Source organism: Gemmatimonadota bacterium (genome assembly GCA_040388625.1).
Lineage (GTDB): Bacteria > Gemmatimonadota > Gemmatimonadetes > Gemmatimonadales > Gemmatimonadaceae > Fen-1247.
Map to the genome: position 1 here is coordinate 589,343 of JAZKBK010000001.1, position 25,657 is coordinate 614,999.

The window sequence follows — 25,657 nt, forward strand, 5'->3', positions numbered from 1 at the left end:
TAGGTCAGGTTTTCAGGCTTGGAAGTCGTCGCGCGCGACGTTAGTCTGGCGCAGCGAATCCCATCGGGCATCGGCGGTGACGGGCTCGCAGTCGCAAGCCCCTTCGTTCAGGTTGGCGCCGCACTTGAGGCAGAGCCCCTTGCAGTCCTCCCTGCAATCGACGAAGGCTGGCACCGAGAGGAGCCATCCTTCGCGTACAGCTGGTCTAACGTCGAGCTGGTGAGCGCCGGGATCGTACGTGAATACGTCCGGATCGTCTTCGGTCGTCGGATCGCCGGCGGGAGCGAAGATGAAATGTGCATCCTCACTCACTTCCCGCGTAACCTCGACCAGGCACTTCCGGCACTCCAGGGTCACCTGTCCGGACAGCTTGCCGCTGAAGTAGAAACGGCCCGCACCGGCACTTGAAAGCCGTCCCTCGACGTGAACGGCGTCATTTGGACGCGTATCGGCCGCACTCCAGATGGGATCGTCAGCCGGAAGGTCTCCAACGACCTGTGCGGCAGTCGACTCCAGCGCGCGGATGTCGAAGGACAGCATAGCCACGTAAGATAGCCAGATGGGGGGCGGGGTGCAACGGGACGGGGTAGCGAGCGTGAAGGAGTGGCTAAGCCCTAGCCCCGTCGATCACGACTGCGATTGCATGAACGCCCGCAAAACGGCGTTCATTCTTCCCTGGTATCCTGGCCCGTGGCGCTTAAAAAACTCCAGTACGTCAGGATCGACACGAAATGCTATGGGCTTCTTTGCACCGACCGGAGGCATGAGAATGGCCGCGCGGGCAAAAAATCCACGATCGAAGGGCGGCGCGGAGTCTGGATCGGACGCTATGGCGGCATCGATCTCTTCATCCGTCAGCGCATCGACCCGCGCCCAGTCGGTGCGGCCACTCATTCGACGCGCTTCCTCGCTCGTCACAGAGGTGACTCGCTCTGAGCGGCGCACCTTGTTACGCTTCGTGCTCGATGCTTTGGTAGTGGCTTTTTTCTTCATCGGTACGAGCCCTCCTCGCAGAGATAATCCGTCTCACATCGTCTCGATCGTGGTATATCACCGTTACGACCCGACCGTGGACAAGGCCGACAGCGCCAAACCGCTTCTCACCCTCACGGTCTGATCGAAATACGGAGTGCGTGCTGTCGAAGAGACGGATTGCGTCCACAAAATCGATTCCATGCTTTTCGATATTGGAGCGGCGTTTGGTTTCCGTCCATTCGAAACGCATCAAGTAATATACGTTTGTATACTACTACTATCAAGTCCGAGCATTTATCTCTCCCTGCCTAGCCTCCCACAAATCCCGGTTGTACTGCATGGCGAGCCAGCTTTCCGGAGAGCGGCCGATTGTGCATGGTCATGAGGATAGTCCTATGGACGAATGGCAAAAGTGCGATGTACGAACCCCGGATGTCCACGCGCATCTTGGATATCGAACAGCATCACGTATGAGCCGGGCGTGAAGTTGGCCGTCATGGAAGCCTTCTGGCCGGCATACATGCCGCTCACGCCGCCGATGGCAGTCGCGGCGGGCGCAACTGTAGCGCGGTTGGCGTACCACGTGAGCGCATCCTGAGATGAGCGTCCGGGCAGCAGCTTCAAAAGCTGAAAATCCCGGAAATGCGGACCATCGCTCAGCACGCGAAGGGTGCGCACGCCGCTCTTGAGGGGAGTGCCGGTCAGGTCAATGTTGTTGCGGCTCATGGTCGCGACCGCATCGCTCACGGGAGCCAATCCAGTATCGGCCGCCGCAACCACGTCGAAGGAGCCGGCCATTCCCTTCGCCACGTGAAGCGCTCCATCCGGTGATTTCACAAAGCAGCCAACGGCGTATTGTCCGGGCGGAAAATACGCGGAGATAATCGCGGTGTCGCCGGGACTCACAACGTCGACACCGGCCCAGCCTTTCACGTCCGGCGGTATGTGCTGATGGACGAGTGAATCCACAAACGCTGCAGGCGTATATCCGACCGGGACTGCCAGGACGCCCAGCATGTGCTGCTCACTGCCGCGATTCGCGAGACGGAGGGTAACCCAGCCGGACGGGGCGTGCTTCGGGAGACCGGTGTACGCGTAGTCCGTCGCAGTAACGAGATAGTCGCGCGTGGCGGCCGCCACAGCGGAGCCGTGCGGTGCACCCATCGGTAGCTTCGCTCGCTCGTTGCGACTGCACCCTGCCCACGCAATTGCAAGAACGGCGATCGTAGCGGTCGATCCGAGGCTGCGTATGAGGGGGGCGACCGCCTTGGCGCGCCAGACGCGTGCTGTCCCGATTATGGTCCAACCAGCGATCCCCAGGCTGAGCACCACTGCGAGGCTGGAAATCGCGTTGTTGATGAGGTAGTCAGGGTCCATCGTCAGATCTCCGGTGGTTGCATAGACGTCTGGCACGCTCCGTTTCTAAACGGCTTACGTGCCAGACTCATAACGATTACTCGTGCTGGGATTACACGCTACCGCGCGCGAATTATCTCGCTCTCCGAAAAGAAGAACCGTGCTTCGCGCGCCGCGTTATCATCGGAATCGGATGCATGGATCGCATTCCGCTCCTTGGACTCGGCGAACAACTTGCGAACCGTGCCGGCATCGGCTTCAGCTGGATCGGTTGCGCCGATCGCGACACGCAGCGCTGCAACCGCATCTGCCTTCTCAAGAACCATCGGCATGCACGGTCCCGATGTCATGAAGCTGCAGAGCGACCCATAAAATGGCCGCTCGCAGTGTACTGCGTAGAACTCCTTCGCCTCGGCGTCGCTGAGATGCATGACTCGCGCTGCGCGAACCTTGAAGCCCTGCTGCTCGAGGTGGGCGATTACCTTGCCCGCCTTTCCCGAGTTGAATGCGTCGGGCTTGATGATCGTGAGTGTGTAATCGCCAGCCATTTACTTCATGCGCTCCTTTAGAAGTCCAACAACGTCGATCGGCCGCTTGGCGACGCCAAGGCCGTTTTCCTCGAATGCCTGCATCTTTTCTGCTGCGGTTCCGGCGGAGCCGGAGATGATCGCACCAGCGTGGCCCATGCGACGGCCCGGCGGTGCTGTCTGACCGGCGATGAATCCAACTACGGGCTTGGTCATCTTCTCCTTCACGAACTTGGCTGCTTCCTGCTCATCGGTTCCGCCGATCTCGCCGATCATTACGACCGCCGTAGTATCAGGATCGCGCTCGAATGCTGCGAGGCAGTCGATGAAGTTGGTTCCGTTGATCGGATCGCCGCCGATGCCGACGCACGTCGTCTGGCCCATTCCTGCGCGCGTCATCTGATAGACGAGCTCGTAGGTGAGCGTTCCGGAGCGACTGACCAGACCGATCGGTCCCGGTGTGCAGATACGGCCGGGAATGATTCCAACCTTGGACTTCCCGGGCGAGATGAGTCCGGGGCAGTTGGGACCGAGCAGCCGAACTCCCTTCTCCTTCATGAAGGGATAGACGAAGGTCATGTCGAGCACGGGAACGCCTTCGGTGATGCAGACGACGAATTCGATCCCCGCGTCCGCGGCTTCCATCATTGCATCCGCGGCACCCATTGGCGGAACGTAGATGACGCTCGTATTGGCGCCCGTCTCACGCACTGCGTCATAAACGGTGTTGAACACCGGCACCGTGTTCTCGAACTTCTGGCCACCCTTGCCCGGAGTCACGCCGGCGACGACGTGCGTGCCGTACTCCATCATCTGCTTGGTGTGGAACGATCCGTCGCGTCCTGTGATTCCCTGCACGACGAGCTTGGTGTTGTTGTCGATGAAGATGCTCATGCTGCCTTCCCCGTCGCGAGCGCGACTGCTTTCTTCACCGCTTCGTCCATGTCGGTCATCGCGCTGAATCCGTTCTCGGTAAGAATCTTCACCGCAATCTCTTCATTGGTGCCGGTGAGACGAATGACTATCGGCACCTTGAGCGGATTTGCTTTGGTTGCCGTGACGATTCCATTTGCAACGTCGTCGGTGCGCGTGATGCCGCCGAAGATGTTGAACAGGATCGCCTTCACGTTGGGATCGCTCGTGATGATCTTGAGCGCGTTGACCACTTTCTCCGGGTTGCTCGAGCCGCCGATGTCGAGGAAGTTGGCGGGATCGCCTCCGTAATACTTGACGAGATCCATCGTTGCCATCGCGAGACCAGCACCGTTCACGACACAGCCGACGTTTCCGTCCAGCTTGATGAACGTGAGGTTCGCCTCGCGCGCCTTGACTTCGCTCGGCGCTTCGGACGACTCGTCGCGCAATGCGGCGATGCTCGGACGACGATCGAGCTCGTTGTCGTCGATCACCATCTTGGCGTCGAGCGCGAGCACTTCGCCTTCGGGTGTCGTCACGAGCGGGTTGATCTCGGCGAGCGAGGCCCCGCTATCCATGAATGCGTGATACAGATCCTGCATGATCTTCGCTGCAGCGCGAACCTGCTTCACATCCTTGTAGAGGAAGAAGCCGAGTTCCATCGCCTGGAAGCCGCGCAAGCCGTATCTCGAGTCGATCGGCAGACGCATGATCTTCTCGGGCGTCGTGGCCGCGACTTCCTCGATGTCGATCCCGCCCGCGGGGCTCACCATGAAGACGGGCTTCTTGGAAACGCGGTCGAGGATGATACCGGCGTACGCCTCGGTGGCGATGTCGGCAGCTGGCGTGACCAGCACCTTCTCCACCGTGATGCCCTTGATCTGCATGCCGAGTATGCGCGACGCGACTTCCTTCGCTTCCGCTGGCGTCTTGGCCAGCTTGACGCCGCCCGCCTTGCCGCGGCCACCCGCATGCACCTGTGCCTTGACGACCACAGTCGTCCCAAAACGGCGTGCGATCTGCTCGGCTTCATCGGCCGTAGTGGCCACGTCGCCCGGCGGGATCGGGACCCCGTGTGCGCGAAAGATCTCTTTCGCCTGATATTCGTGAATATTCAAGTTGGCTCCGGTAATTAATGCACTATGCGGGAACGATCTCCGTCCCCGCCTTTCCCGCGACGGCATTGCTGCCCCGCGAAAGCTCTGTAATAATGGCACGGCCGCCGGTCTGGCGCACGTACTTTGCGGCCGCACGGACTTTTGGCGCCATACTGCCCTCTCCGAACGCCTTGTTGCCGTCGAGGTCGGCCACTTCCTGAATCGTAAGGCGAGACAGCGCTCGCTGTGCAGGCGTGCCCCAATCGGCATAAACGGCGTCCACGTCTGTGAGAATCATGAACAGATCGGCGCCGATTCCGGCGGCAAGCACCGCGGCGGCGAGATCCTTGTCGACGACGCAATCGACGCCTTCGAGTGCGCCTGACGCGTCGCGAAACACGGGAATGCCTCCGCCGCCACAGGCGACAACGAGTACACCGGCGCCGAGAAGCGACTTGATCACGGACTCTTCGTGAATTTCGACCGGGGTGGGACTCCCGACGACGCGGCGCAGTCTCCCATTGCCGTCTGTCGCGGTTGCGATACCCTGCTCTGCCAACTCCCGCGCACGGGCGGCCGGTAGCTCATGGCCCACGAATTTGGACGGATGCTCCAGAGCCGGATCGTGCTCGTCGACCACTACCTGGGTGAGCACGGTGACGACGCGCCTGTCGCTTCCAGCTGCGCGCAGCGCATTCTCCAGCGATTGCTGGATCATGTAGCCGATCCATCCCGCCGTTGCAGCTACGAGCACGCCAAGTGGAAGCGGCTCGACCGTAGCGCGCGCTTCCTCGTTGCGAACGAGCTCGTCTCCCACCTGCGGTCCATTCCCGTGAACGATGCACACGTTCCAGCCGTCCTTGGCCAGTGCGACGATCGGGCCAAGGCTCTCTCGCGTATGCCTGAACTGATCGAAGATGGTAGATCGCTCGCCGGCCGGTGACAACGCATTACCGCCGAGCGCGATAACAGCGGTCCTGCTCGATGTCGGCATCAGCGCCGCCCCCGAATGATGACACCGAGCGAGTCGAATGCTGCTCCGAAAGCGCGCAGATCACCGGAGTCCAGAGTCGCGCGCATGCGCTCGTAAATCCGTCCCACGTTTTCGCGGAAGAGCTGATCTTCTGCGGATGAGCCGGTAGGTGCCACGGGCGCGACCGGAGGCGGCGTGACCATGTCGCGCGGCACGCCGGGCATGATGTAACTGCCAGGATGCGCGTTGAACCATGCGCGCGCTACAGGATCCAGTGCGGAGTCGGGAACGATAATCGTGGCTGCAGTGCCACCACTTACGTACGCCGTTGCCGCGTGATGCCTGTACGTGAGGCGCGTCCCGTACACGGAGTGCGGTGCACTGAGCGGGTACGTCTGGCTGACGGTATAGAGGTCGACCACCCACAGCACTCCCCGCGAGGTGGGAATCGCACCGATGCTACCCGACAGTGCAAATACGGGAGCAAGCGCGGCAACTCTGCTCTTGATGTCGCGCTCGCGAATGAATGCTGCATTCGACGGAATTGCGCCGGACATCAGCCGCGGATTCTGCTCCGACCACGCATGCATCAAACGTGCGAAGCCGTCGCCGAGTCTTGGCGCAGTGATCATGCGTGGAACGTCAGGCACGACGGCGGCGCCGCGGGCACCGGGAAAGACGACGTCGGTCAGCGCGCCTCGGATCTGCACTTGTCCCGCGTTCGCGAGCAGTGTCGAGTCGGCGATGTACCTCATCGATGGCGGGATGGGTTCGTGCGGAAACGCGCGCGCATCGAAGTCGGATCGTGTTTCGCTGTACGGTCGCTCCATCGCTGCATTCGCGGGCGAGGCTGCTATTCGCGCAGAGACCCATGGCCCCACGATCTGGGCTGCAATCGTGCCGACTATGATTACGGTGACGCTGGCAAATGCAGTCGCGGTCTGGCCCATCCATCCTGCAACGAGCAGCACGACAGCGGCGCCGAGCGTGACGAGCGAGAGCGCAAGATCGCTCGGGATCAACCAGACGTGATCGATCCGCGTAAGTAGCCCGTCCGGGCCGCTGCCCTGAATCAGGTCACGAAACGCGTCTAGTCGGAAGCCCCATGCCGCGAACAGCAGAAGGATCGCGCCGAGCACCGTGATGTGCCGACGCGCGTACGGCGTGACGTGAATGCCGCGAGAATCCCAGCTCAGGCTCGGTGTGAGCGCGTACAGCGCAACCACGACGATCGCGGTCATCGCGAACAGCGCGAGGCACCACTGGTATGCCTCCGTTTCGAGCGGGAGCCACGTAACGAAGTGGCTGAGATCGAGCGTGAAGTAAGGATCCGTCTCGGCGAAGCTGACGTTGGCACGCCACAGCGCGAGTGTCGTCCAGGACGGCAACGCAACGAGGCTCACTGCAGTGATGCCGAGGCTCACCGCGGCAGTCAGCGCGCGTAACCTCGTTGACGGCACTTCCTCGCCGAACTCGACGTTGCCGAGCCGTTTGGGAACTATCAACGCGGCTACCGATCTGCGCACTGCGGATATGTTGATCCATGTGAACGCGATCCCGACGACGAGCGCGCAGCCATACAGCCACAGGACGTTGGACACGTGCGCGCCCCACACCGACAGCGCGCCAAGATTGGCGAACCACTCCTGATCGGAGTAGACGATCGCCGCGGCGCGGCCGGCGAGAAGTATCGCCGCGGCCAGGGCGAGGGCGGCGCTGAGCCGCTGGCCGCGCGTCACGTTAGATCTGAACGCCGTGCTGCGTGAGCCATCCCTCTATCTCTGCGCGAATCGCATCCAGCTGATCACGGGTCCGCGCCTCGAACCGGAGCACGATCACCGGCTGGGTGTTCGATGCGCGAATGAGCCCCCATCCATCAGGATACTGGATTCGCACTCCATCGACGTCGATCGTGGTGTATCTGGCGCTGAAGTACTTCACGGCGTCGCTCACGATACCGAACTTGGTGTCGTCGGAGCACGTGACTCGAATCTCCGGAGTGGATACGAAACGCGGGACGTCCGCGAGCAGCTCGTGAATCGACTTTCCGGAGTCCGCAACGATCCGGAGGAGTCGAGCTGCGCCGTACAGAGCGTCGTCGAAACCGTACCAACCTTCATCGAAGTACATGTGCCCGGACATCTCGCCCGCGAGCGGTGCGTGCATCTCGTGCATCTTCTCTTCGATGAGCGAGTGCCCCGTCTTCCACATCACCGGTACGCCGCCAGCCTTCTGAATCGCATCGGGCAGCGCCTGCGAGCACTTCACATCGAAGATTATCGGTGCGTTCTTCACGCGAGTGAGGACATCGCGCGCATAGAGAAGCAGCAGATAATCTCCCCATATCACGTCACCGTTCCGCTGAACGACGCCGATCCGATCCGCGTCGCCGTCGAATGCAACGCCGAAATCGTAGCCGCCCTTGTACATCTCGTTGATGAGATCCTCGAGATTCTCCGGAACGGTAGGGTCCGCATGGTGGTTGGGGAACGTGCCGTCACTCTCGCAGAACATGCACGTGACGTCGACACCGAGCTTCGCGAACAGCTTTGGTGCGACGAGGCCACCGACGCCGTTACCGGCATCGACCGCAATCCGGAGTGGACGCGAGATCTTGCCGATTCGACCGACTACATCGTCGATGTACCGATCGATGACCGTTTCATCGCGCCTGCTGCCCTTCCCTTCTGGAAAAACGGCAGCGGCGGCGAGCTGGTAAATGCGTTGAATGTCGTTGCCGTAAATCGAGGCTCTGCCGATGCCGAGCTTGAATCCGTTGTACTCGGGCGGGTTGTGCGATCCGGTGATCTGGATACCCGCAACGACGTCGAGATTGTGCTGCGTCCAGTAGGCCACCGGGGTCGGAACGACGCCGATGTCCACGACGGCAATACCGCTCTCGATCAGGCCTGCAATCAGTGCGTCGTGGAGACCAGCGCCGCTGGGTCGGTTGTCGCGCCCGACCGCGACGGATCCGTTGACCCCGCGCTCCTGCAGTAATGCCGCGAACGCGCGTCCAACCACGCGCGCGACGTCCGGTGTCAGCTCTGTCCCTGTAATTCCACGAATGTCGTACTCGCGAAAGATGTCGCGAACGAGATTCACCGGGGCACGACCTGGCTCACTTGTGGCGTCGGCGCACGCAGGTACGATCCCTTGCCCTGCGTCAGACTCACGAGCGCGTTGGGATAGACGCCGAGGACAAGAAGAATCACGGTGGAGAGCCCGATGACCCAACGCGTGGCTGCTCCCACGCTGCGTGGATCGCTGACTGTATTCACCTCGCGCCGCGGCTTCATGAACATGACGAGAACCACGTACATGTAGTAGCCCGCCGATATGACACTGGTGAGCACCAGCAACACCGCGAGACGCGTCTGCGGTTCAGGCGCATACAGCGCGGACTGAATCACGTACCACTTGGCGAAGAAGCCGGCCCCGCCAAAGATCGGAAAGCCGAGCAGCGACAGCATGCAGACCGCCATCGAGACGCTGAGCCACGGACGCACGATCCACAATCCCGCGTAATCATCCACGTTGAGATACGGCTCGCCGCTCTGGCCGAGCGCGACCACGACGCCAAAGGCGCCGAATGTGGCAAGCGTATATGCGACTATGTAGAAGAGGAATGCCGAGCTTCCAAGCGCCTGTCCGGATGCAAGCACGACGAGGATGTATCCCGCATGTGCGATGCTGGAGTAGGCCAGCAGCCGCTTGATGTCCTTGGACGCAAGCGCAATCAGATTACCGACGACCATCGTGATCGCAGCAAGCCACCAGACTGCGACGTGCCAGCTCGGGATCTCGCCCCCAAAGGCTTCGAGGAATACGCGCAGGAAGGCGGCAAATGCGGCGGCCTTGACTGCAGCAGCCATGTACGCGGTGATCGGTGTCGGTGCACCCTCATAGACGTCCGGGGCCCACATGTGGAACGGCGCGAGTGCGACCTTGAAGCCAAAACCGATCAGCATGAGGCCGATGCCCGTCAGCAGCATCGGCGCCGACATGATCTGGTGCGCCGCGACGCGCTCGCCGATCAACGTGAGACTGGTCGTTCCTGTGGCGCCGTATACCAGCGCTATTCCATAAAGCAGGAAGCCGGTCGAGAATGCGCCGAGCAGGAAGTACTTGATCGCGCCCTCGGCGGACTTCTCGCTGCGGCGATTCATGCCTGTGAGGATGTAAACCGCAATCGACATCAGCTCGATGCCGAGGAAGACAATCGTGAGATCGCGCGCGGCGGCGAGTATCATCATACCCGACGTCGCGAAGATGACGAGGACGTGCGACTCGGCAGGAAGAATTCCTTCCCGCGTGTTGTAATCGAGTCCGAGTGCGATCGTGCCGGCAGTAGCCGCAAGCAGAACGAGATCGACGATCCAGCGGAAGTTGTCGACCGCGATCACGCCCGCGCCTGCTGTGGCGTGCACCGACATGAAATACACGACGAAGACGGCGGACACGATGCACACGCCGATCGCGGCCGTGCCAACCCGGCGCTGCCGCTCCACCGATTCAGTTCCCCATGCAGAGACAAGCATCAGAACCATGCCGCCGACCATCATGATGATGTCGGGGGTGAGCGCTGCGATCAGCTGCATCGATTGCGAAAGATCGAACGCCACTTGCTATTCTCCGCCCGGAAGGGCTGCTGTCTGCGACTCCGAGAGCGCCGCATTTGTCTGTACGGTACGAACGACCTTCTCAGCCGATGCTTCCATGCGCCGGAGCACTGGCGCGGGATAGACACCAAGCCAGATGATGCAGGCGAACAACGGAACGAGCAGCCCGATCTCACGCCAGTTCAGATCCGGCATGTGCTCGTTCTGCGGCTTGTCCAGCTTGCCGAACAGAATACGCTGTATGGCCCAGAGCAGATAGCAGGCGGCGAAAATCACACCGGTCGTCGCTATCGCGGCGAAGATGGGATACGTCCGGAAGGCTCCGAGCAGCACGAGGAACTCGCCCACGAAGCCGTTGAGACCAGGCAACCCGATGCTGCTGAACGAAACCAGCGTAAGCGCGGCCGCAAACATCGGCACCACTCTCGCAATCCCGCCGTAATCCGCGAGCATGCGCGTGTGGCGCCGCTCGTACATCATGCCGATCAGCAGGAAGAGCGCGCCGGTCGAGATTCCGTGATTGATCATTACGAGCATCGCACCCTGCACGCTCTGCACCGTCAGTGCGAAGATGCCGAGCATCACGAATCCAAGGTGACTGACCGACGAATAAGCAACGAGCTTCTTGAAGTCAGGCTGAACCATCGCGACCAGTGCGCCGTAGATGATTCCTATCACCGCGAGCGTCAGTATGATCGCTCGCACTGTTGGGTTCATCGCCGAGCCGGGGAAAAGAGGCAGCGCGAAACGCAGAAAGCCGAAGGTTCCCATCTTGAGCATGATGCCGGCAAGAATCACGGAGCCTGCGGTCGGTGCTTCGGTATGCGCGTCGGGCAACCACGTATGGAATGGAAAGACCGGCACCTTGATCGCAAACGCGAGGAAGAACGCGCCGAACAGCCAGAGCGCAGTCACAGGCGTGAGCGCGCCCGATGCCAGCATCGCGTCATAGCTGAAATTCGGGATCCCCGTCAGTGCGTCGCGATTGTGAATACCGAGGTAGATGATCGCCACGAGCATGAGCAGCGATCCTACCATCGTGTAGATGAAGAACTTGAGGCTGGCGTACACTCTTCGCTGACCGCCCCAGATGCCGATGACGAAGTACATCGGAATCAGCATCACTTCCCACATCACGTAGAACAGGAACAGATCGCGCGCGAGAAACACGCCGAGCATTCCGGAGGTGAGTATGAGGAGGAAGGCCAGGTAGGCGTGAACTCTGGTCTTGATCGCGGTCCATCCGCCGAGCACCGCGAGCGGCATCGTGAGCGTGGTGAGCAGCACGAGCATGAGCGATATGCCGTCGACGCCCAGTGAGAAGCGCGCCCCCCACGCAGGGATCCACGCGTAGTCCACACCGGCCTGCCAGCCGGCGACTCCGGGGACGAACGACCACCAGAGCCCGCACGAAACGACGAACTCGATGATGAGGGTCCAGACCGCTATCTGTCGCGCGGGCTCCGCATTCGCGTCGGCATCGTCGCGGTGGGCGCCGCCCTGTGCCCACACCAGCAGCGCGCCGACGAGCGGAATGATCAGCAGAGCCGGAAGGATCCACGAGTTGTAGTGGATGCCGTTGAGGAAGTCTGTCATTCGCTCGTCTTACCTGAAGGAGAAGGCACTGAGTACAACGATGGCTCCGACGACGATGGCCCAAGCGTACACGCCGGTGCTTCCGGTCTGTATGCGGGCGCCGATCCAGCCGAGCCCGCGCGCAAGTGCCGCGGATCCGTTTACGAAGAGATTGTCGATGATGCCCGCGTCGAGACCGCGCCAGAACACGTTCTTGGAAAGCCCGTACACGGGGCGCACGATCGCGTCGTCGTAGGCCTCGTCGACATAGTACTTGTTGGCGAGGACCTTTTCGAATCCGTGCTCCGCTGGCGACTGCGCCTTCGGTACCAGCGACGCCGGCTTGAGCGCGAGTACCGCGACGGCGATTCCAAGCACTGCGATCACGATTGCGGCTCCGATGAGCAGAGCCTCAGTACTGTGCGATGCTTCGAGCGCGACCCCGTTGGTCACGGTGCGTGTCGCAGTGCCGACGACGGGCTCGAGCCAGTGATCCAGTCCGCCGACAGGCCCGAGGAACGACATGATCGAGGGAAGATTCAACCAGCCGCCGGCCAGGCTGAGTGCGCCGAGCACCACGAGGGGCCCGGTCATCAACCACGGCGCTTCGTGCATGTGCCGCTGCTCATCCGCCGTCGCCCTGCTCGGCCCGTGGAATGTGTAGAGCATGAGGCGCGTCATGTATATCGCCGTGAGGAAGGCGCCCGCCAGACCGATCACGTAGACGGCGAGTAGAACTGTGTGGCCGGACATCCCGAGCCACGTGGCGTTCGTCAGCACGGAATCGCCGGCGTGCTCGTACACGGATCCGAGAATCGAATCCTTGGAGAAGAATCCGGCGAAAGGCGGAATTCCGGAAATCGCAAGCGTTGCGATCCACATGACGATCCAGGTAATCGGCATCGCCTTGCGCATGCCGCCCATGTTGCGCATGTCCTGCGCATCGTCGTGACTGCCGCTGTGATGATATGCAGCGTGCATGACGTGGATCACCGAGCCGGCGCCCAGGAACAGCAGCGCCTTGAAGAAGGCGTGCGTCGCCAGGTGAAAGATACCGGCCGTATATGCGCCGACGCCCACGCCGACGAACATGTAACCCAGCTGTGAGATCGTAGAGTACGCCAGAACCTTCTTTATGTCCCACTGCTTCATCGCGATCGTCGCGGCGAAGAGTGCGGTGACAGCGCCAACCACGGCAACCGTGATCGATGCGATCGGTGACATGGCGAACAGGAACGAGCTGCGAACTATGAGATAGACGCCGGCGGTAACCATCGTCGCCGCGTGGATGAGCGCAGATACCGGCGTCGGGCCGGCCATGGCATCCGGCAGCCAGACATACAACGGCAGCTGCGCGCTCTTGCCCGTGCAGCCGAGGAACAGGAAGAGACAGATGGTGGTGACCAGCGCACCGCCAAATGGCAGTCCGGCGGCACCGGCCGCAACGCCGGTGAAGTCGAGCGTTCCGAGATTCGCGAAGATGAGGAACATCGCGATGAGCACGCCGACGTCACCGATTCGGTTGACGATGAATGCCTTGAGGCCCGCGGATGCGTTCGCCTCGTCGGTGAACCAGAATCCGATCAGCAGATAGGAGCAGAGTCCGACACCTTCCCAGCCGACGAAGAGAATCGGGTAGTTGGCGCCGAGCACCAGCATCAGCATGAAGAAGACGAACAGATTCAGATACGCGAAGAATCGCGCGAACCCCGGATCCTCGCTCATGTAGCCGACGCTGAATATGTGGATCAGAGCACCGATGCCGGTAATGATGAGGACCATCACCATCGACAGCTGATCCAGCTGGAACGCCATGTCGATCTTGAGATCGCCGACCGGCATCCAGCTCCAGTAACGCTGAATGAATGGCGCCGACATGTCGACACCGCGCATTGCAAGGAAGATCGAGGCAGCCAGCAGGAACGAGAGTATGAGAACACCCGGACCGATGATCGCCGTGAGCGCGCGGAACCTGGGCACTGCCTGGGCGTGTGAATCGCCGCCATGCGCGTGGGATGCCTGATCCGAGGCTACCGGGGACGCGTCGTGGTCGTCGTGACCCATATCCGGATCGGACGGGCCGACGTGCGAACTCCCCAGAATGCTGAGGGCGCCGTTGATGAAGAAGCCAAGCAGCGGAAGAACCGGCAGCAGCCACATCCACGCGGCGATGGTTCCGGCCAACGGGTGACTGCTCGATAGAGCCATACTTTGCGCTTGTATCACCCTTTCATCACGTTGATGTTACGAAGGTCGACCGTCTGTCGGTGACGGAAGATCGATATGATGATGGCGAGTCCCACCGCAGCTTCCGCGGCGGCGACGGTCATCACGAAGAGCACGAATACCTGGCCGCCCATCCCGTAATAACGGGAAAGGGCGACGAAGGTGAGGTTCACTGCATTGAGCATCAGCTCGACGCACATGAAGATGATGATCGCGTTCCGGCGGGTGAGAACACCCACCACACCGATCACGAACAGTATCGCGGAAAGACCCAGCGACTCAGCGAGCACTCGACGACTCCTTGCGTCCGAGTATGACGGCACCCGCGATCGCGACGAGCAGCAGAACGCTGGTCAACTCGAATGCGAGCGAATAGTCGCGATACAACGGCCGCGCCACGGCGCCCACGGCGCCGTACGTAGCAAGCTGCTGGCTCAGGAAGTCACGCGCTACTACATACTTCCCCGACGGGATACCCGTTCGCGAGAGGACGCCGACTTCGGCGATCAGGATCAGTCCGACGAAGCCGGCGAGAAGCTTGCCCCCGATGCCGCGAACGTCGGTGATGTCGGAAGCCTCGCCGAGATTGAGCAGCATTATCACGAAGAGGAAGATCACCATTATCGCGCCGGCATACAGCAACACCTGCATCGCGGCGATGAACTGCGCGTCGAGCATCACGTATTCCGCTGCAAGACAGAACATCGTGACGATCAGCCACATCGCCGCGGCAACGGGACTCCGCCGCGTCACGAATGTCACCGCTGACACGATCGCGATTATTCCGAAAAGGTAGAAGTGGAACTGGTAGAAGAGACCGAAGTTATCCATGCTCATTCGCCCTTGGGATCGGTGGCGTCCCAGAGCGTGGAGACGGGATGCGTCTGCGCCATCAATCTTTCCAGATCGTAGACGTGCCCCTCTCTGCTGTACTCCGAATTTTCGTAGTGCTGCCCCACGTGGATCGCGTCTTCGGGGCACACTTCCTGACAGTATCCGCAGAATATGCAACGAAATTCGTCGATCTCGAACACGAGCGGATAACGGTTTCCGTTCTCGTCCTCGCCTGGCACCAGCTTGATGCAATTGGACGGGCAGACGCTCGGACACAGGCCGCATGCGACGCAGCGCGCCTTGCCATCCTCCTTGGTGAGCATTCTGTGCGTCCCCCGCCAGCGGGGCGACAACTCCCACCTTTGCTCGGGATACTGAATGGTCACCTTCGGCTCGAACATCTGCTTCAGCGTCAACGCCATGCCCTGAAGCGTTGCCTTGACGTAGCTCGTCTGTTCGACGTGCCGGCTGACCCGCTTGACGGTTATCGCCATTATTTCCCTGCTCCTTCGGTAACTGCCCGGCGTGCGCTGCGTGCACGTAGCCGGACTATGCGGGCCTGCTGCGCGCGCCCATATGCAGGACTCACGATACGGCCTTCGTCCACCATGACGAAGAGCACCAGCAGGATGCAGATGTTCTCCATCAATAGAATGAAGCTGTGCACGGGTCCGGGATTGATGCCGATTGCCTGCAGAACGAGCAGTGTCGTCGCGAGCAGCGCGATGTATCCCAGCGCCACCGGCAGCATCACGCGCCACCCAAGTGACATGAGCTGGTCGTAACGGAACCGGGGCAGAGTCCAGCGGATCCAGATGAAGACGAATACGAAGAAGCCCGTCTTGGTGAGGAAGCAGCCGAGCGTGAGAATCGTCTTGAGAACTGTAAACGGCGCAGCGTTGTCCCAGCCGGTGAACGGTATATCCCAGCCGCCGAGGAACAGCGTCGCCATCAGAGCGCCCGCGGTCACCATGTTCGCGTACTCTGCGATGAAGAACAACGAGAACTTCATCGCGCTGTACTCGGTGTGGTAACCGGCGATCAACTCCGATTCAGCTTCGGGCAGGTCGAACGGCACGCGATTGTTCTCGGCAAGCGCAGCGACGAAGAATACGACGAACGCGGTCGTGAGATTCAGCACGTTCCACATGCTGTGCGCCTGCTGTCGGATGATCTCACTCATCGTGACGTTGCCGGCGAGCAGAATGATCGGAATCGTGGACATTCCGAGCGCGACTTCGTACGAGACCATCTGCGCGCTCGATCGGAGCCCGCCGAGGAAAGAATACTTGTTATTCGAAGCCCAGCCGGCGAGCACGATGCCGTACACACCAAGCGACGCGATTGCGAGAATGAACAGGAAACCGACGGGGAGATCCGCAACTACCAGATCGACCCGTCCCCACGGCGTCGGGAGCGGCGATCCAAACGGGATGACGCACCAGACCAGCATTGCGGGGACAAACGAAAGGGCCGGCGCAATGCTGAACAGGGGATGCGACGCATTCCCCGGCTCAGTCTCCTCCTTCATGAAATTCTTTACGCCGTCCGCAGCGGGCTGGAGCCAGCCGCCCCGTCCGCCGACGCGATTCGGGCCATGGCGGCCCTGAATCCAGGCGGAGATCTTTCGTTCCGCGAGCGTGAGCAGTGCCGCCGACAGCATGTAGATCGTGAAGACGATGATCAGCTTGATGATCGAGAACACGATGTACGTGGTGTAGCCCGTGATCGGCGCCTGCCGATCTACCACCTGGAGCAGCGCGTGCACTGGAATCACTTTGCGCCTCCGGAAACAACCAGACCGCGCATGCCAAGTGCGTCGTACGTCATGCCGGCGAACGCCGATACGTCGGACGCCATCGCCGCGAACACTTCGCTGGCGAGATAGTAGGCGTTGCCCTTGCCCAAGGCGGCGAGCACGTCGCCGACGACCCACCAGCTGGGGCGCGCCATTCCGGGCGCTGCCTTGGCCTGGAAGAACCGCTGTACACGTCCGCGCAGGTTGGTGAAGGTGCCGTCCTCTTCCGCATGATTCGCAATGGGAAGAACGATGGCTGCGGTGCGCAGATTTTCGGGAAGCGTCGTGCCGATGACGATCACCGCAGCCGCAAGCGCGAGCTGCGCCGGAGTGATATTCGCAGCATCAGCGTCGGCAACGATCAGCACGTCACCAGCGGCGAGACCGTCGAGCAACGAAGCGGTGCGTTTGAAGCCGAGCAGCGTGGCGCCATCACCGTTTGCCGCGCGATCCGCACGGAGCGAGAGATCGGGAACTCCCGGAAGCGGTGCTTCGGGTCCCGTTGGAACCGTGAACGCACCCGTGCCGCCATTGGCGCGAATGAGCTGCGACAGCAGATACAGCGTTTCGTTGGAGAGATTGGGCGATGCGGCGACGAAGACGCGATGTCCATCCAGCAAAGCCGCTGTTGCAGGAATGGCGACGTCCCAGTCAGCTGCAGCGAGCGACTCGCCACGCCGCACGAGCGGAACCTCGACGCGATCCTGCCGGTTGATCCAGCGATAGTCGAGCCGTCCGGTGTCGCACATGAAGTACTTGTTGACGTGCTCGTTGGGGCGCGGACGGAACCGAATTACCATGTTGTCGCGCGTGTCGATCGAGATGTTGCAACCCTGGCTGCAACCGGTGCAGATGGACGGTGCGTGATCGAGCTCCCACGAGCGCGCCTTGTTGAGCGAATCCTTGGAGAGGAGCGCGCCGACCGGGCACAGGTCGATGACATTTCCGGCCCATTCATGCGTCAGGTCCTTGCCCTCGAACTTTCCGATCAGCGCGCGATCGCCGCGCTCGGTGACATTGAGCACAGTGTCCTGTGCCATCTCGTCCATGAAGCGGACGCAGCGCGTGCAGAGGATGCAACGACTGGTGGTGTAGAGAACGTCACCGCCGAAATCCTCGACAGGATTGAACCGCTTGGGGTCGCGCAGGCGCGACTCCGCGGGTCCTTCCTGGTACGTGAAGTCCTGCAGCTCGCACTCGCCGGACTTGTCACAGATCGGGCAGTCGAGCGGATGATTTATGAGCAGCATCTCGAGCACGCCCTTGCGCGCTTCGAGCGCCTTCTCCGTATAGATGTGCACCACCTGACCTTCGGCTGCAGCGGTCGCACAGGCAGGCGCTAGCTTGGGTGCCTTCTCGACGTCCACCAGGCACATGCGGCAGTTGCCGGCGATCGAAAGAGCCGGGTGATAGCAATAGTGCGGGATGAGAACACCCGCGCGCTTGCCAGCCTCGAGAATCGATGTCCCTTCGGGAACCGAAACCGGACGCCCCTCGATGGTGAGATTCACCATCTTCGGCTGCGTTACCGCCGTGGTCGGCTCCGCGGTTGTAGCCATCTACGCCACCGCCGCGGTAACGGGGTGGAACTTCGGCTTCTTGATCAAGGCTTCGAACTCCGAACGGAACTTGTTGATGCCGGATACAACTGGAACAGCACAGGAATCGCTGAGCACGCAGATCGTCTTGCCAGTCATGTTGTCGGCGATGCTGAATAGCGTATCGAGATCTTCGTGGGTGCCCTCGCCATCCCGAATCCGCTCCATGATCTTCGTGGTCCACGCGGTGCCTTCACGACACTGCGTGCACTGGGCGCAGCTCTCGTGCGCGAAGAATCTTGCTGCGCGCGCGATCTGCTTCACCATGTTCTGCTGATCGTCGAAGACGATTACACCGCCGGAGCCCAGCATCGAGCCCTGCTCGATGAAGCCCTCGTAATCCATTTTGGTGGCTTCGGCTTCTTCCATCGTCTGGATCGGAACCGAGATTCCGCCCGGAACGACAGCCTTGAACGTGCGACCCGGAAGCGGACCGCCGCACAGGTCGTAGAGGAAATCCTTGAACGGGAAGCCAAGCGTCACTTCGTAGTTGCCGGGCTTCGCGATGTTGCCGCATACGGAGAAGAGCTTGGATCCGGTACTCTTGGGACTGGAGAGCGACAGGCCCTTGTACCATTCGGCGCCGCGTACGATGATGTGCGGAACGGCTGCGAGCGTCTCGACGTTGTTGATCGTCGTCGGCTGCCCAAAGACGCCGGACACCGCTGGGAACGGAGGCTTGATGCGCGGATTGCCGCGCCTGCCTTCGATGGAGTTCATCATCGCGGTCTCTTCACCGCAGATGTACGCGCCAGCACCCTTGTGAATCACGATGTCGATGCGCTTTCCGCTTCCCATCGCGTTCTTGCCGATGATGCCCGCGTCGTACGCCTCGCGAACTGCCTGGCGCATGCGAATCAGCGGCTCCGTGAACTCACCGCGAATGTAGATGTACGCAGTCTCGGCGCCGATCGCGTAGGCACCGATCGCGCAACCTTCGACGAGCGCGTGCGGAGTCCAGCGCATGATCTCGCGATCCTTGAACGTGCCGGGCTCCGACTCGTCGGCGTTGCAGCACAGATAGTGCGGCTTGCCGTCGCCGGGCTTCATGAAGGACCACTTGATTCCCGTCGGGAAGCCCGCGCCGCCACGTCCGCGCAGCCCCGATGCCTTGACCACGTCGACGATTTCCGCCGGCGACATCGAAAGCGCCTTCTGAAGTCCGTTGTAACCACCGCGCTTGCGCCAGCCGTCGAGCCCGATCCCGTCCTGATCGCCGAAGTACTGCGACAGCACGGGAGTCTCGCCAGCGTGGGACGGATGCGGATATCCCATTACTCGAGCCCTGCCAGAATCTCGGGAACGCGAGCGGCCGTAACCGATTCGACGAATCCCTCGTTGATCATCACCGGCGTCGCAAAGCCGCACGCACCGAGGCATTCGACCTCGATCACCGTGAATTTCCCATCCGCTGACGTGATTCCGAGCTCGCCACAACCGGTGTGCTCGAGGAATGCGCCGACCACGTCCTCTGCGCCGCAGATGTTGCATGGCGTCGTGGTGCAGACCTGAATCAGGTATTTGCCGACCGGATGCGTGTTGTACATCGTGTAGAACGTCACCACACCCTTCACGTATGCGGGGGTGAGTTCCAGCACTTCGGCGACCTCGGCCATTCCCTCGTCGCTTATCCAGCCGCGATCTTCCTGCACCATCCACAACGCCGGAAGTATGCAGGCCATCTTGGTTGGATAGAGCGGGAACAGCGCGTCCAGCTCCTTGCGTCGCTCGCCGACGAACACCGGCTGATATGGAGCGTCGTGGTCGTGCGTCACGGCCGTCATCGGTCGATCTCTCCCAGCACTACGTCGATGCTTGCGTTGATGGCGATGACATCTGAAAGAAGATGGCCTTCGACCATCTTCGGGATCGCCGAAAGATTGAGGAATGACGGCGGACGAATGCGCCACCGCACCGGTTTGGCAGTGCCGTCGGAAACCATGTAGTAGCCCTTCTCGCCGCGCGGACTTTCCACCGCGACGTAAGCCTCGCCAACCGGCGGCCGCGGGCCTTCCATCACCTGCTTGAAGTGGTGGATCATGGATTCCATTCCACTCGTCGACTTGGTCTTGGACGGGAGAATCACGCGCGGATCGTCGACGTTGATCGGTCCGTCCGGAAGACGGTCGAGCGCCTGGCGCACGATGCGCGCGGACTGGCGCATCTCCTCGACGCGGACGAGATAGCGATCGTACACGTCACCGTTGACACCGACGGGCACTTCGAAATCGTAGGTCTCGTAGTCGAGATACGGAAAGTCCTTGCGCACGTCGTACGAGACGCCGGATGCACGCACCATCGACCCGGACAGTCCCCAGTTGATCGCCTCTTCCGGGCTCATCACACCGAGCCCGACCGTGCGTCCGACCCAGATGCCGTTGTTCGTGAGAAGCTTCTCAACGTCATCCAGCACCTTGTCGAAGCCGGCAAGAAAGCTTCTGGCATTGTCGGTCCAGCCGTCCGGAATGTCCGCCATCAAGCCGCCGACGCGTGTGAGCGACGTCGTGAGACGCGCACCGGTCCACGCTTCGAGCAGCTGATAGATCAGCTCGCGCTGATGGAATGACCAGAGGAACGGTGTGTACGCGCCGATATCGATCGACGTTGTGCCGAGCCACACGAGATGCGACATGATGCGCGACAGCTCGCATGCGATCACGCGAAGCACCTTGCAGCGCTCAGTTATCGTGATGCCGAACAGCCGCTCCGCACCGAGCGCCATTGCAACGTTGTTGCCCGGCGCATTGAGGTAGTCCTCGCGATCGGTCCACGGGATTATCTGATTGTACTGACGATATTCGCCCGTCTTCTCGAAGCCGCAGTGCAGGTAGCCGATGTGTGGAATGCAGCGCACGACAGTCTCGCCGTCCAGCTCGAGCACCAACCGGAGCACACCGTGGGTCGCCGGATGCTGTGGACCCAGGTTGATGAGCATGTGCTCACCGTCGAGAGCCGGCTCGAGCGCGAGAGGCTCGGGGATTCCAATCGATACGCCGCCGTCGTTGGTCACGAGCGGAACGCGCTGTGGCTTACCCGATCGATCGAGGCCGCTGGTCGAGAGTTCTACTTCTATTGTTCTTGTCTTGGTCGCCATGATTCTTACTCTCCCGTCCTTTCACCCGACGCGAGCCGGCGCCGCATGTCGTCCGGGATCTCGCTGAATGCCTCGGCGACAGTCAGCTCTTCCATCGAATAACGTGATTCGGGGTTCGCTGCCAGGGCCTGACGCAGCTGCTCGGACCGGCTGAAGCGACCACGGAGCGGGAAATCCTTGCGCAGCGGATAGCCTTCCTTGTACTGCTCCCACATCAGCAGCCGACGCAGATCCGGGTGCCCGATGAACTTTATGCCGAACATGTCGTAACATTCGCGCTCGAGCCAGTCGGCGCAGCGGTAGATACTCCAGACGCTGTCGACTTCGAGCGGTGCGTCCTTCGGCAGCTCTGTCTTGATGCGGAGAAAGCGGCGATACGGAAGCGAGCGGAGATGCCAGACCACTTCCATCGGAACTTCGGTCTCTCTGTATTCGACAGCCGTGACGTCCGCGAGGTAGTCGTACTGCTGTGACGGATCGTCGTGCAACCAGCGAATGATCTCACCGGCCCGGTCATGTGCGACGAAGACTGTCGTCTCGCCCCAGCCGACCGACACGCGCAGGATTGCGTCTCCGAACTGTTGCTTCAACGCCTGGGCTGACGGATTCTCGTCTCCGCCGCGGTGCGGCAAATTCCTTGGCGTTGTTGCCGGCTTGGCATTCGTGAGCGCGCTGCCAACGGATACGACGTCAAACGATTCAGTTGGTTCGGTTAGTCCGGTCACGGCGTTGAACGCGTCTGATTGATCGAGTTGCCGAACGGCTCCGAAATCTCGTCGATCGCCGGCGGTGGGATGTACAGCTGGGTGGTGGGATCGGGTTCCATCTCGTCCCGCAGCACGCGGTCGGACATGCGCTCGCTCATGACTTTCTTCTGGAGCATCTGGATCCCGTACAGCAAACCTTCGGGACGCGGCGGGCAACCGGGTACGTAGACATCGACTGGAATGATCGTGTCGATTCCCTGCACCACTGCGTAATTGTCGAACATGTTGCCGGTGGATGCGCACGCGCCCATCGCGATCGCCCACTTGGGCTGGGCCATCTGCTGCCAGATGCGGCGGATGATCGGCGCCAGCTTGAACGGCACTCGTCCGGCGCAGATCAGCACGTCGGACTGGCGCGGCGAGAACGACATTCGCTCCATGCCGAATCGTGCAAGGTCGAAGTCGGCGGCTGCTGTCGCCATGAACTCGATAGCGCAGCATGCGGTCCCGAACGGCATGGGCCAGAGAGAGTTTGCCCGGCCCCAATTGACGAGGAAATCGAGCCGCGTTGTGACCCAGCCGTCCTGCGACTGGGGATCGTACTCGACGCGCTTGAGCGCCGAATCCGGGCGAGCGGTCAATCCCATCTGAGTGCTCCTTTCTTCCACACGTACACGAAGCCGACGACGAGGATTGCCATGAATATGAGCATCTCGCCGAGGCCAAAGAACGACGTCGAGCCCGCGGGGCACATGCCGCCCACGAGCTCCGCGCTGCATGACAGCTGGCGGAATGCGGCCGCCCAGGGAATCATGAAGACGGTTTCGATGTCGAATATGATGAACAGCATCGCGATCATGTAGAACGCGACCGAGAAGCGCTCTCGCGCGTCTCCGATTGCCGGGATTCCGGATTCGTATACGGCACGCTTTACCGGGGTCGGCCGCTTGCGAATCGTAAGGGCTGAAACTCCGATAATGAGGACGGCGTTCATGACTACGAAGCCGAGCAACAGCAGGACTGGAAAGTATTCTCGCGCCATGCCGAATTGAGAGCAGGCGGCCGTTCTAGGCCAACCCGCATGTGAAAAATTTCACTAATGCGTCTTGGGAGATTTTAGCGTATGTTAAGTCTCTTTTCAACGGAAACGATTTACTCGGAATTGAATGTCCATTCAGTCTGATCGCTGGATCATCGAGCAAGCCGCGAAGGGGATGATCGAACCATTCGAGAACAGCCAGGTTCGCTCAGGGGTCATCTCCTACGGCGTGAGCTCCTACGGTTACGACATGCGCGTGTCGAACCAGTTCAAGATCTTCACCAACGTTCTCAACTCGATCGTGGATCCCAAGCAGTTCGATCCCAAGTCGTTCGTGGAGTTCGAGGGTGATGTCTGCATCGTCCCGGCCAACTCCTTCGCGCTGGCGTGCTCGGTCGAGTACTTCCGCATCCCGCGCGACGTGGTAACGCTCTGCGTCGGCAAATCGACCTACGCGCGCTGCGGAATTATCACAAATGTGACACCGTTTGAGCCCGAATGGGAAGGCTTCGTCACGCTCGAGATCTCCAACACTACCCCGCTTCCGGCCCGGATCTACGCCAACGAGGGGATTGCGCAGGTGATGTTCTTCAAGGGCGACGAGCCGCCCATCACGTCCTACAAGGACAAGAAGGGCAAGTACCAGGGGCAGTCGGGGGTGACGCTGCCGAGGCTGTAGGCGGTGAGGTGCGGCTTGGGAGCGTTTCTTCTGCCAAGCCACACCCCGTCTGCCGCAATTCAAGATTTCGCGCTGAGCGTGTGCCTAGCTTCAGATTGCCAACCACTCCTGGAATTCAAGCCCGTGTGTCGCGTTAGCGCGGCAGTGTGATCGCCTGATCGGCGATGACATGCGGGAATCCAGCAACGGCACCAGCCTGCACCACGCGAAGGTACGACACCGTCGGAGGCACGCCAAGAGATTTGACTGTGAAGGCAAAGGTTGCCAAAGCCTGCTCACAGGAAGCGCCTTTAGGAACCGCAGACTGAGCGACCAGGCTAATCGTTAACGTATCGGCGGCGACTGCATCGGTTGCCCCAATTTCATAGCACGGCGTTGGTGTCATCAGTGTGCTCGATACGGTCACCGTTGATCGAGTCAATTGGACAACAGGAGCACTGGGCGTGAAACTTGATGATGATGGTTGCGGCGTAAATGAAATCGTTGGCGAATGTGGATCTGTTATTCCCGAGCATGCAACAAGACCCGCCACCACAAGCGCGGCACGGCAACAGACCGGCAGCGCAGTCGTCGTATGATACGCTTTGTTCATTGAGACCCCCATGCAAGGAAACGACTTCGTACTAAAGACCTTCCTTAGGGAACAACGGCGTATAGGAGCCGATTGTTATTACCACTCGGCAAACCGATGATGACGTTCTGAGTGCTGCCGTTCAACGTTTGGCTATACACCGCAGACGATGACATCGTAGGGTATTTCGAGAGCAACGCCGCTATAAATCCGGATACATAGGGCGCGCTGAATGATGTACCATTAGCTTGTTTCCCGTAACCGGGATTGAGCTGATCGGCCACCGATACCCGCACGCCCGGTGCCCAGATGTTGATCGTTGATCCAGAGTCGGAAAACGACGCATACGTGTCGTTGGTTGGATCGGTCGCGCCGACAACCAACTCGAGGTTGGCACGGTTACCGCGATCCAAATAGGCATTGGCTGAATCGTTGCCCGCCGACTTGACGAATGGGATGCCAGCTCCGGTTACGTTATTGATTGCGTCGCGAACTGCGAATGCGCTCGGTATACCTCCGAAGCTCATGTTCGCTACTGCTGGCCGCACTCCAGAGTCGATGATGTAAACGTTAACACCGTAACCGTCAAACGAACCCGCAAATGTAAAGGTCGAATCGAGCGGCAAATACTGTTGGTCGATCCGATCGAGGCCGACTCCTGGATTGTACTGCGCGTTATCAGGACGCACAATCATATCCGGTTCGACGTACGCCACGGCGGGATCCGCTCTAACCTTACCTACCCCTGCCGCCGTTAGACCGTCCACGGCGTAGCCGTGCAGTGCGTCATAGACGAAGTGTAATCGACCGCCGCCTATCGCCAGTAAATGACTCACGTGTCGCGTCGTCGCCGCGGCGCTGGGCGCCGAGTCTGACCGGAACACAATGATGTAGCTCCCCGGGATCGTATCGCCGCGAGCGGCCTGGATCGACGCAGAAGGCACTGGCGGAGCTAAAGGCGATGACGGGTCCGTACACGCTGTAGCCAGAACGATGACGCCGCCGAAAAACGAAACTTCGTTGCCTGCTGGATTTACGACCTCGGGTCGTTGCAGAAGTGGTAAACATACG

The 25,657-nt window shown here is 60.8% G+C and carries 27 protein-coding genes; 1 reads left to right on the plus strand and 26 read right to left on the minus strand.

The genetic code is table 11. The features are described from left to right. Positions 1-12: 12 nt before the first annotated feature. The 24 genes from V4529_02735 to V4529_02850 form a co-directional block, all read right to left on the minus strand. The gene (locus V4529_02735; GenBank protein MES2357238.1) at positions 13-540 is read right to left on the minus strand and encodes a DUF177 domain-containing protein; all 528 of its coding nucleotides are present in this window, start codon (positions 538-540) and stop codon (positions 13-15) included. A gap of 87 nt (positions 541-627) precedes the next feature. After that, complete coding sequence (locus V4529_02740; protein ID MES2357239.1) at positions 628-993, minus strand: BrnA antitoxin family protein; 366 nt, start codon at positions 991-993, stop codon at positions 628-630. After that, entirely contained in the window at positions 950-1,225 is a 276-nt protein-coding gene (locus tag V4529_02745; GenBank protein MES2357240.1) for a BrnT family toxin, read from the minus strand. Before V4529_02745 ends, V4529_02740 begins: the two co-directional genes overlap by 44 nt. A 143-nt stretch (positions 1,226-1,368) precedes the next feature. Then, positions 1,369-2,352, minus strand: coding sequence for a hypothetical protein (locus V4529_02750; protein MES2357241.1), 984 nt, complete (start codon positions 2,350-2,352; stop codon positions 1,369-1,371). Between the two features lie 98 nt (positions 2,353-2,450). Beyond that, the gene (gene ndk, locus V4529_02755) at positions 2,451-2,879 is read right to left on the minus strand and encodes a nucleoside-diphosphate kinase (protein ID MES2357242.1); all 429 of its coding nucleotides are present in this window, start codon (positions 2,877-2,879) and stop codon (positions 2,451-2,453) included. Beyond that, the gene (gene sucD / locus V4529_02760) at positions 2,880-3,752 is read right to left on the minus strand and encodes a succinate--CoA ligase subunit alpha (protein MES2357243.1); all 873 of its coding nucleotides are present in this window, start codon (positions 3,750-3,752) and stop codon (positions 2,880-2,882) included. Then, the gene (gene sucC, locus V4529_02765) at positions 3,749-4,891 is read right to left on the minus strand and encodes an ADP-forming succinate--CoA ligase subunit beta (protein ID MES2357244.1); all 1,143 of its coding nucleotides are present in this window, start codon (positions 4,889-4,891) and stop codon (positions 3,749-3,751) included. The genes sucD and sucC overlap by 4 nt, the downstream gene beginning before the upstream one ends. 22 nt (positions 4,892-4,913) lie before the next feature. After that, on the minus strand, positions 4,914-5,864 hold the full coding sequence (locus V4529_02770) for a carbamate kinase (protein MES2357245.1): 951 nt from the start codon (positions 5,862-5,864) through the stop codon (positions 4,914-4,916). After that, entirely contained in the window at positions 5,864-7,582 is a 1,719-nt protein-coding gene (locus V4529_02775) for a UPF0182 family protein (protein MES2357246.1), read from the minus strand. Before V4529_02775 ends, V4529_02770 begins: the two co-directional genes overlap by 1 nt. 1 nt (position 7,583) lies before the next feature. Next, entirely contained in the window at positions 7,584-8,948 is a 1,365-nt protein-coding gene (locus V4529_02780; GenBank protein MES2357247.1) for a phosphomannomutase/phosphoglucomutase, read from the minus strand. Then, on the minus strand, positions 8,945-10,468 hold the full coding sequence (locus V4529_02785; GenBank protein MES2357248.1) for an NADH-quinone oxidoreductase subunit N: 1,524 nt from the start codon (positions 10,466-10,468) through the stop codon (positions 8,945-8,947). Before V4529_02785 ends, V4529_02780 begins: the two co-directional genes overlap by 4 nt. 3 nt (positions 10,469-10,471) lie before the next feature. Continuing rightward, complete coding sequence (locus V4529_02790) at positions 10,472-12,061, minus strand: NADH-quinone oxidoreductase subunit M (protein MES2357249.1); 1,590 nt, start codon at positions 12,059-12,061, stop codon at positions 10,472-10,474. Between the two features lie 9 nt (positions 12,062-12,070). Next, positions 12,071-14,248 carry an NADH-quinone oxidoreductase subunit L gene (gene nuoL, locus V4529_02795; GenBank protein ID MES2357250.1) on the minus strand — a complete coding sequence of 726 codons (2,178 nt, stop codon included), beginning with the start codon at positions 14,246-14,248 and terminating at the stop codon, positions 12,071-12,073. 14 nt (positions 14,249-14,262) lie between these two features. Then, the gene (gene nuoK, locus V4529_02800) at positions 14,263-14,556 is read right to left on the minus strand and encodes an NADH-quinone oxidoreductase subunit NuoK (GenBank protein MES2357251.1); all 294 of its coding nucleotides are present in this window, start codon (positions 14,554-14,556) and stop codon (positions 14,263-14,265) included. Continuing rightward, complete coding sequence (locus tag V4529_02805; GenBank protein MES2357252.1) at positions 14,546-15,103, minus strand: NADH-quinone oxidoreductase subunit J; 558 nt, start codon at positions 15,101-15,103, stop codon at positions 14,546-14,548. The genes nuoK and V4529_02805 overlap by 11 nt, the downstream gene beginning before the upstream one ends. Then, positions 15,100-15,594 (minus strand): NADH-quinone oxidoreductase subunit I, encoded by a 495-nt coding sequence (locus V4529_02810; protein ID MES2357253.1) that lies wholly within the window; start codon positions 15,592-15,594, stop codon positions 15,100-15,102. The genes V4529_02805 and V4529_02810 overlap by 4 nt, the downstream gene beginning before the upstream one ends. After that, a complete protein-coding gene (gene nuoH / locus V4529_02815; protein MES2357254.1) occupies positions 15,594-16,877 on the minus strand; it encodes an NADH-quinone oxidoreductase subunit NuoH in 1,284 nt (427 codons plus the stop codon). Before nuoH ends, V4529_02810 begins: the two co-directional genes overlap by 1 nt. Next, on the minus strand, positions 16,874-18,457 hold the full coding sequence (locus V4529_02820; GenBank protein ID MES2357255.1) for a 2Fe-2S iron-sulfur cluster-binding protein: 1,584 nt from the start codon (positions 18,455-18,457) through the stop codon (positions 16,874-16,876). The genes nuoH and V4529_02820 overlap by 4 nt, the downstream gene beginning before the upstream one ends. Further along, positions 18,458-19,771: an NADH-quinone oxidoreductase subunit NuoF gene (nuoF, locus tag V4529_02825; protein MES2357256.1), complete on the minus strand. Its 1,314-nt coding sequence runs from the start codon at positions 19,769-19,771 to the stop codon at positions 18,458-18,460. Beyond that, positions 19,771-20,280, minus strand: a complete 510-nt coding sequence (nuoE, locus tag V4529_02830) for an NADH-quinone oxidoreductase subunit NuoE (GenBank protein ID MES2357257.1) — start codon at positions 20,278-20,280, stop codon at positions 19,771-19,773. Before nuoE ends, nuoF begins: the two co-directional genes overlap by 1 nt. Continuing rightward, positions 20,277-21,431, minus strand: a complete 1,155-nt coding sequence (gene nuoD, locus V4529_02835) for an NADH dehydrogenase (quinone) subunit D (GenBank protein MES2357258.1) — start codon at positions 21,429-21,431, stop codon at positions 20,277-20,279. Before nuoD ends, nuoE begins: the two co-directional genes overlap by 4 nt. A gap of 164 nt (positions 21,432-21,595) precedes the next feature. Next, positions 21,596-22,315: an NADH-quinone oxidoreductase subunit C gene (locus V4529_02840; GenBank protein MES2357259.1), complete on the minus strand. Its 720-nt coding sequence runs from the start codon at positions 22,313-22,315 to the stop codon at positions 21,596-21,598. Continuing rightward, the gene (gene nuoB, locus V4529_02845; GenBank protein ID MES2357260.1) at positions 22,312-22,944 is read right to left on the minus strand and encodes an NADH-quinone oxidoreductase subunit NuoB; all 633 of its coding nucleotides are present in this window, start codon (positions 22,942-22,944) and stop codon (positions 22,312-22,314) included. The genes V4529_02840 and nuoB overlap by 4 nt, the downstream gene beginning before the upstream one ends. Further along, positions 22,935-23,339 (minus strand): NADH-quinone oxidoreductase subunit A, encoded by a 405-nt coding sequence (locus V4529_02850; GenBank protein ID MES2357261.1) that lies wholly within the window; start codon positions 23,337-23,339, stop codon positions 22,935-22,937. Before V4529_02850 ends, nuoB begins: the two co-directional genes overlap by 10 nt. 124 nt (positions 23,340-23,463) lie before the next feature. Between V4529_02850 and dcd the strand changes: the two genes are divergently transcribed. Next, entirely contained in the window at positions 23,464-24,015 is a 552-nt protein-coding gene (gene dcd / locus V4529_02855; protein ID MES2357262.1) for a dCTP deaminase, read from the plus strand. A 133-nt stretch (positions 24,016-24,148) separates the two neighbouring features. On the opposite strand, the gene V4529_02860 is transcribed toward dcd, so the two are convergent. Together V4529_02860 and V4529_02865 are read right to left on the minus strand one after the other, a co-directional pair. Beyond that, a complete protein-coding gene (locus tag V4529_02860) occupies positions 24,149-24,607 on the minus strand; it encodes a hypothetical protein (protein ID MES2357263.1) in 459 nt (152 codons plus the stop codon). A 44-nt stretch (positions 24,608-24,651) separates the two neighbouring features. Continuing rightward, positions 24,652-25,530, minus strand: coding sequence for a S8 family serine peptidase (locus V4529_02865; GenBank protein MES2357264.1), 879 nt, complete (start codon positions 25,528-25,530; stop codon positions 24,652-24,654). Between the last annotated feature and the right edge of the window lie 127 nt (positions 25,531-25,657).

Bases quoted from the DNA above. Each gene is read 5' to 3' on its own strand.
- V4529_02745 (MES2357240.1), bottom strand. From the start codon at position 1,225: ATGCGTTTCGAATGGACGGAAACCAAACGCCGCTCCAATATCGAAAAG.
- V4529_02770 (MES2357245.1), bottom strand. From the start codon at position 5,864: ATGCCGACATCGAGCAGGACCGCTGTTATCGCGCTCGGCGGTAATGCG.
- V4529_02790 (MES2357249.1), bottom strand. From the start codon at position 12,061: ATGACAGACTTCCTCAACGGCATCCACTACAACTCGTGGATCCTTCCG.
- V4529_02860 (MES2357263.1), bottom strand. From the start codon at position 24,607: ATGAACAAAGCGTATCATACGACGACTGCGCTGCCGGTCTGTTGCCGT.
- sucD (MES2357243.1), bottom strand. From the start codon at position 3,752: ATGAGCATCTTCATCGACAACAACACCAAGCTCGTCGTGCAGGGAATC.
- V4529_02820 (MES2357255.1), bottom strand. From the start codon at position 18,457: ATGGCTACAACCGCGGAGCCGACCACGGCGGTAACGCAGCCGAAGATG.
- nuoE (MES2357257.1), bottom strand. From the start codon at position 20,280: ATGACGGCCGTGACGCACGACCACGACGCTCCATATCAGCCGGTGTTC.
- dcd (MES2357262.1), top strand. From the start codon at position 23,464: ATGTCCATTCAGTCTGATCGCTGGATCATCGAGCAAGCCGCGAAGGGG.
- V4529_02735 (MES2357238.1), bottom strand. From the start codon at position 540: ATGCTGTCCTTCGACATCCGCGCGCTGGAGTCGACTGCCGCACAGGTC.
- nuoB (MES2357260.1), bottom strand. From the start codon at position 22,944: ATGGGATTGACCGCTCGCCCGGATTCGGCGCTCAAGCGCGTCGAGTAC.
- V4529_02850 (MES2357261.1), bottom strand. From the start codon at position 23,339: ATGGCGCGAGAATACTTTCCAGTCCTGCTGTTGCTCGGCTTCGTAGTC.
- ndk (MES2357242.1), bottom strand. From the start codon at position 2,879: ATGGCTGGCGATTACACACTCACGATCATCAAGCCCGACGCATTCAAC.
- nuoD (MES2357258.1), bottom strand. From the start codon at position 21,431: ATGCTCATCAACCTGGGTCCACAGCATCCGGCGACCCACGGTGTGCTC.
- V4529_02750 (MES2357241.1), bottom strand. From the start codon at position 2,352: ATGGACCCTGACTACCTCATCAACAACGCGATTTCCAGCCTCGCAGTG.
- V4529_02740 (MES2357239.1), bottom strand. From the start codon at position 993: ATGAAGAAAAAAGCCACTACCAAAGCATCGAGCACGAAGCGTAACAAG.
- nuoL (MES2357250.1), bottom strand. From the start codon at position 14,248: ATGGCTCTATCGAGCAGTCACCCGTTGGCCGGAACCATCGCCGCGTGG.
- V4529_02805 (MES2357252.1), bottom strand. From the start codon at position 15,103: ATGAGCATGGATAACTTCGGTCTCTTCTACCAGTTCCACTTCTACCTT.
- V4529_02810 (MES2357253.1), bottom strand. From the start codon at position 15,594: ATGGCGATAACCGTCAAGCGGGTCAGCCGGCACGTCGAACAGACGAGC.
- nuoF (MES2357256.1), bottom strand. From the start codon at position 19,771: ATGGGATATCCGCATCCGTCCCACGCTGGCGAGACTCCCGTGCTGTCG.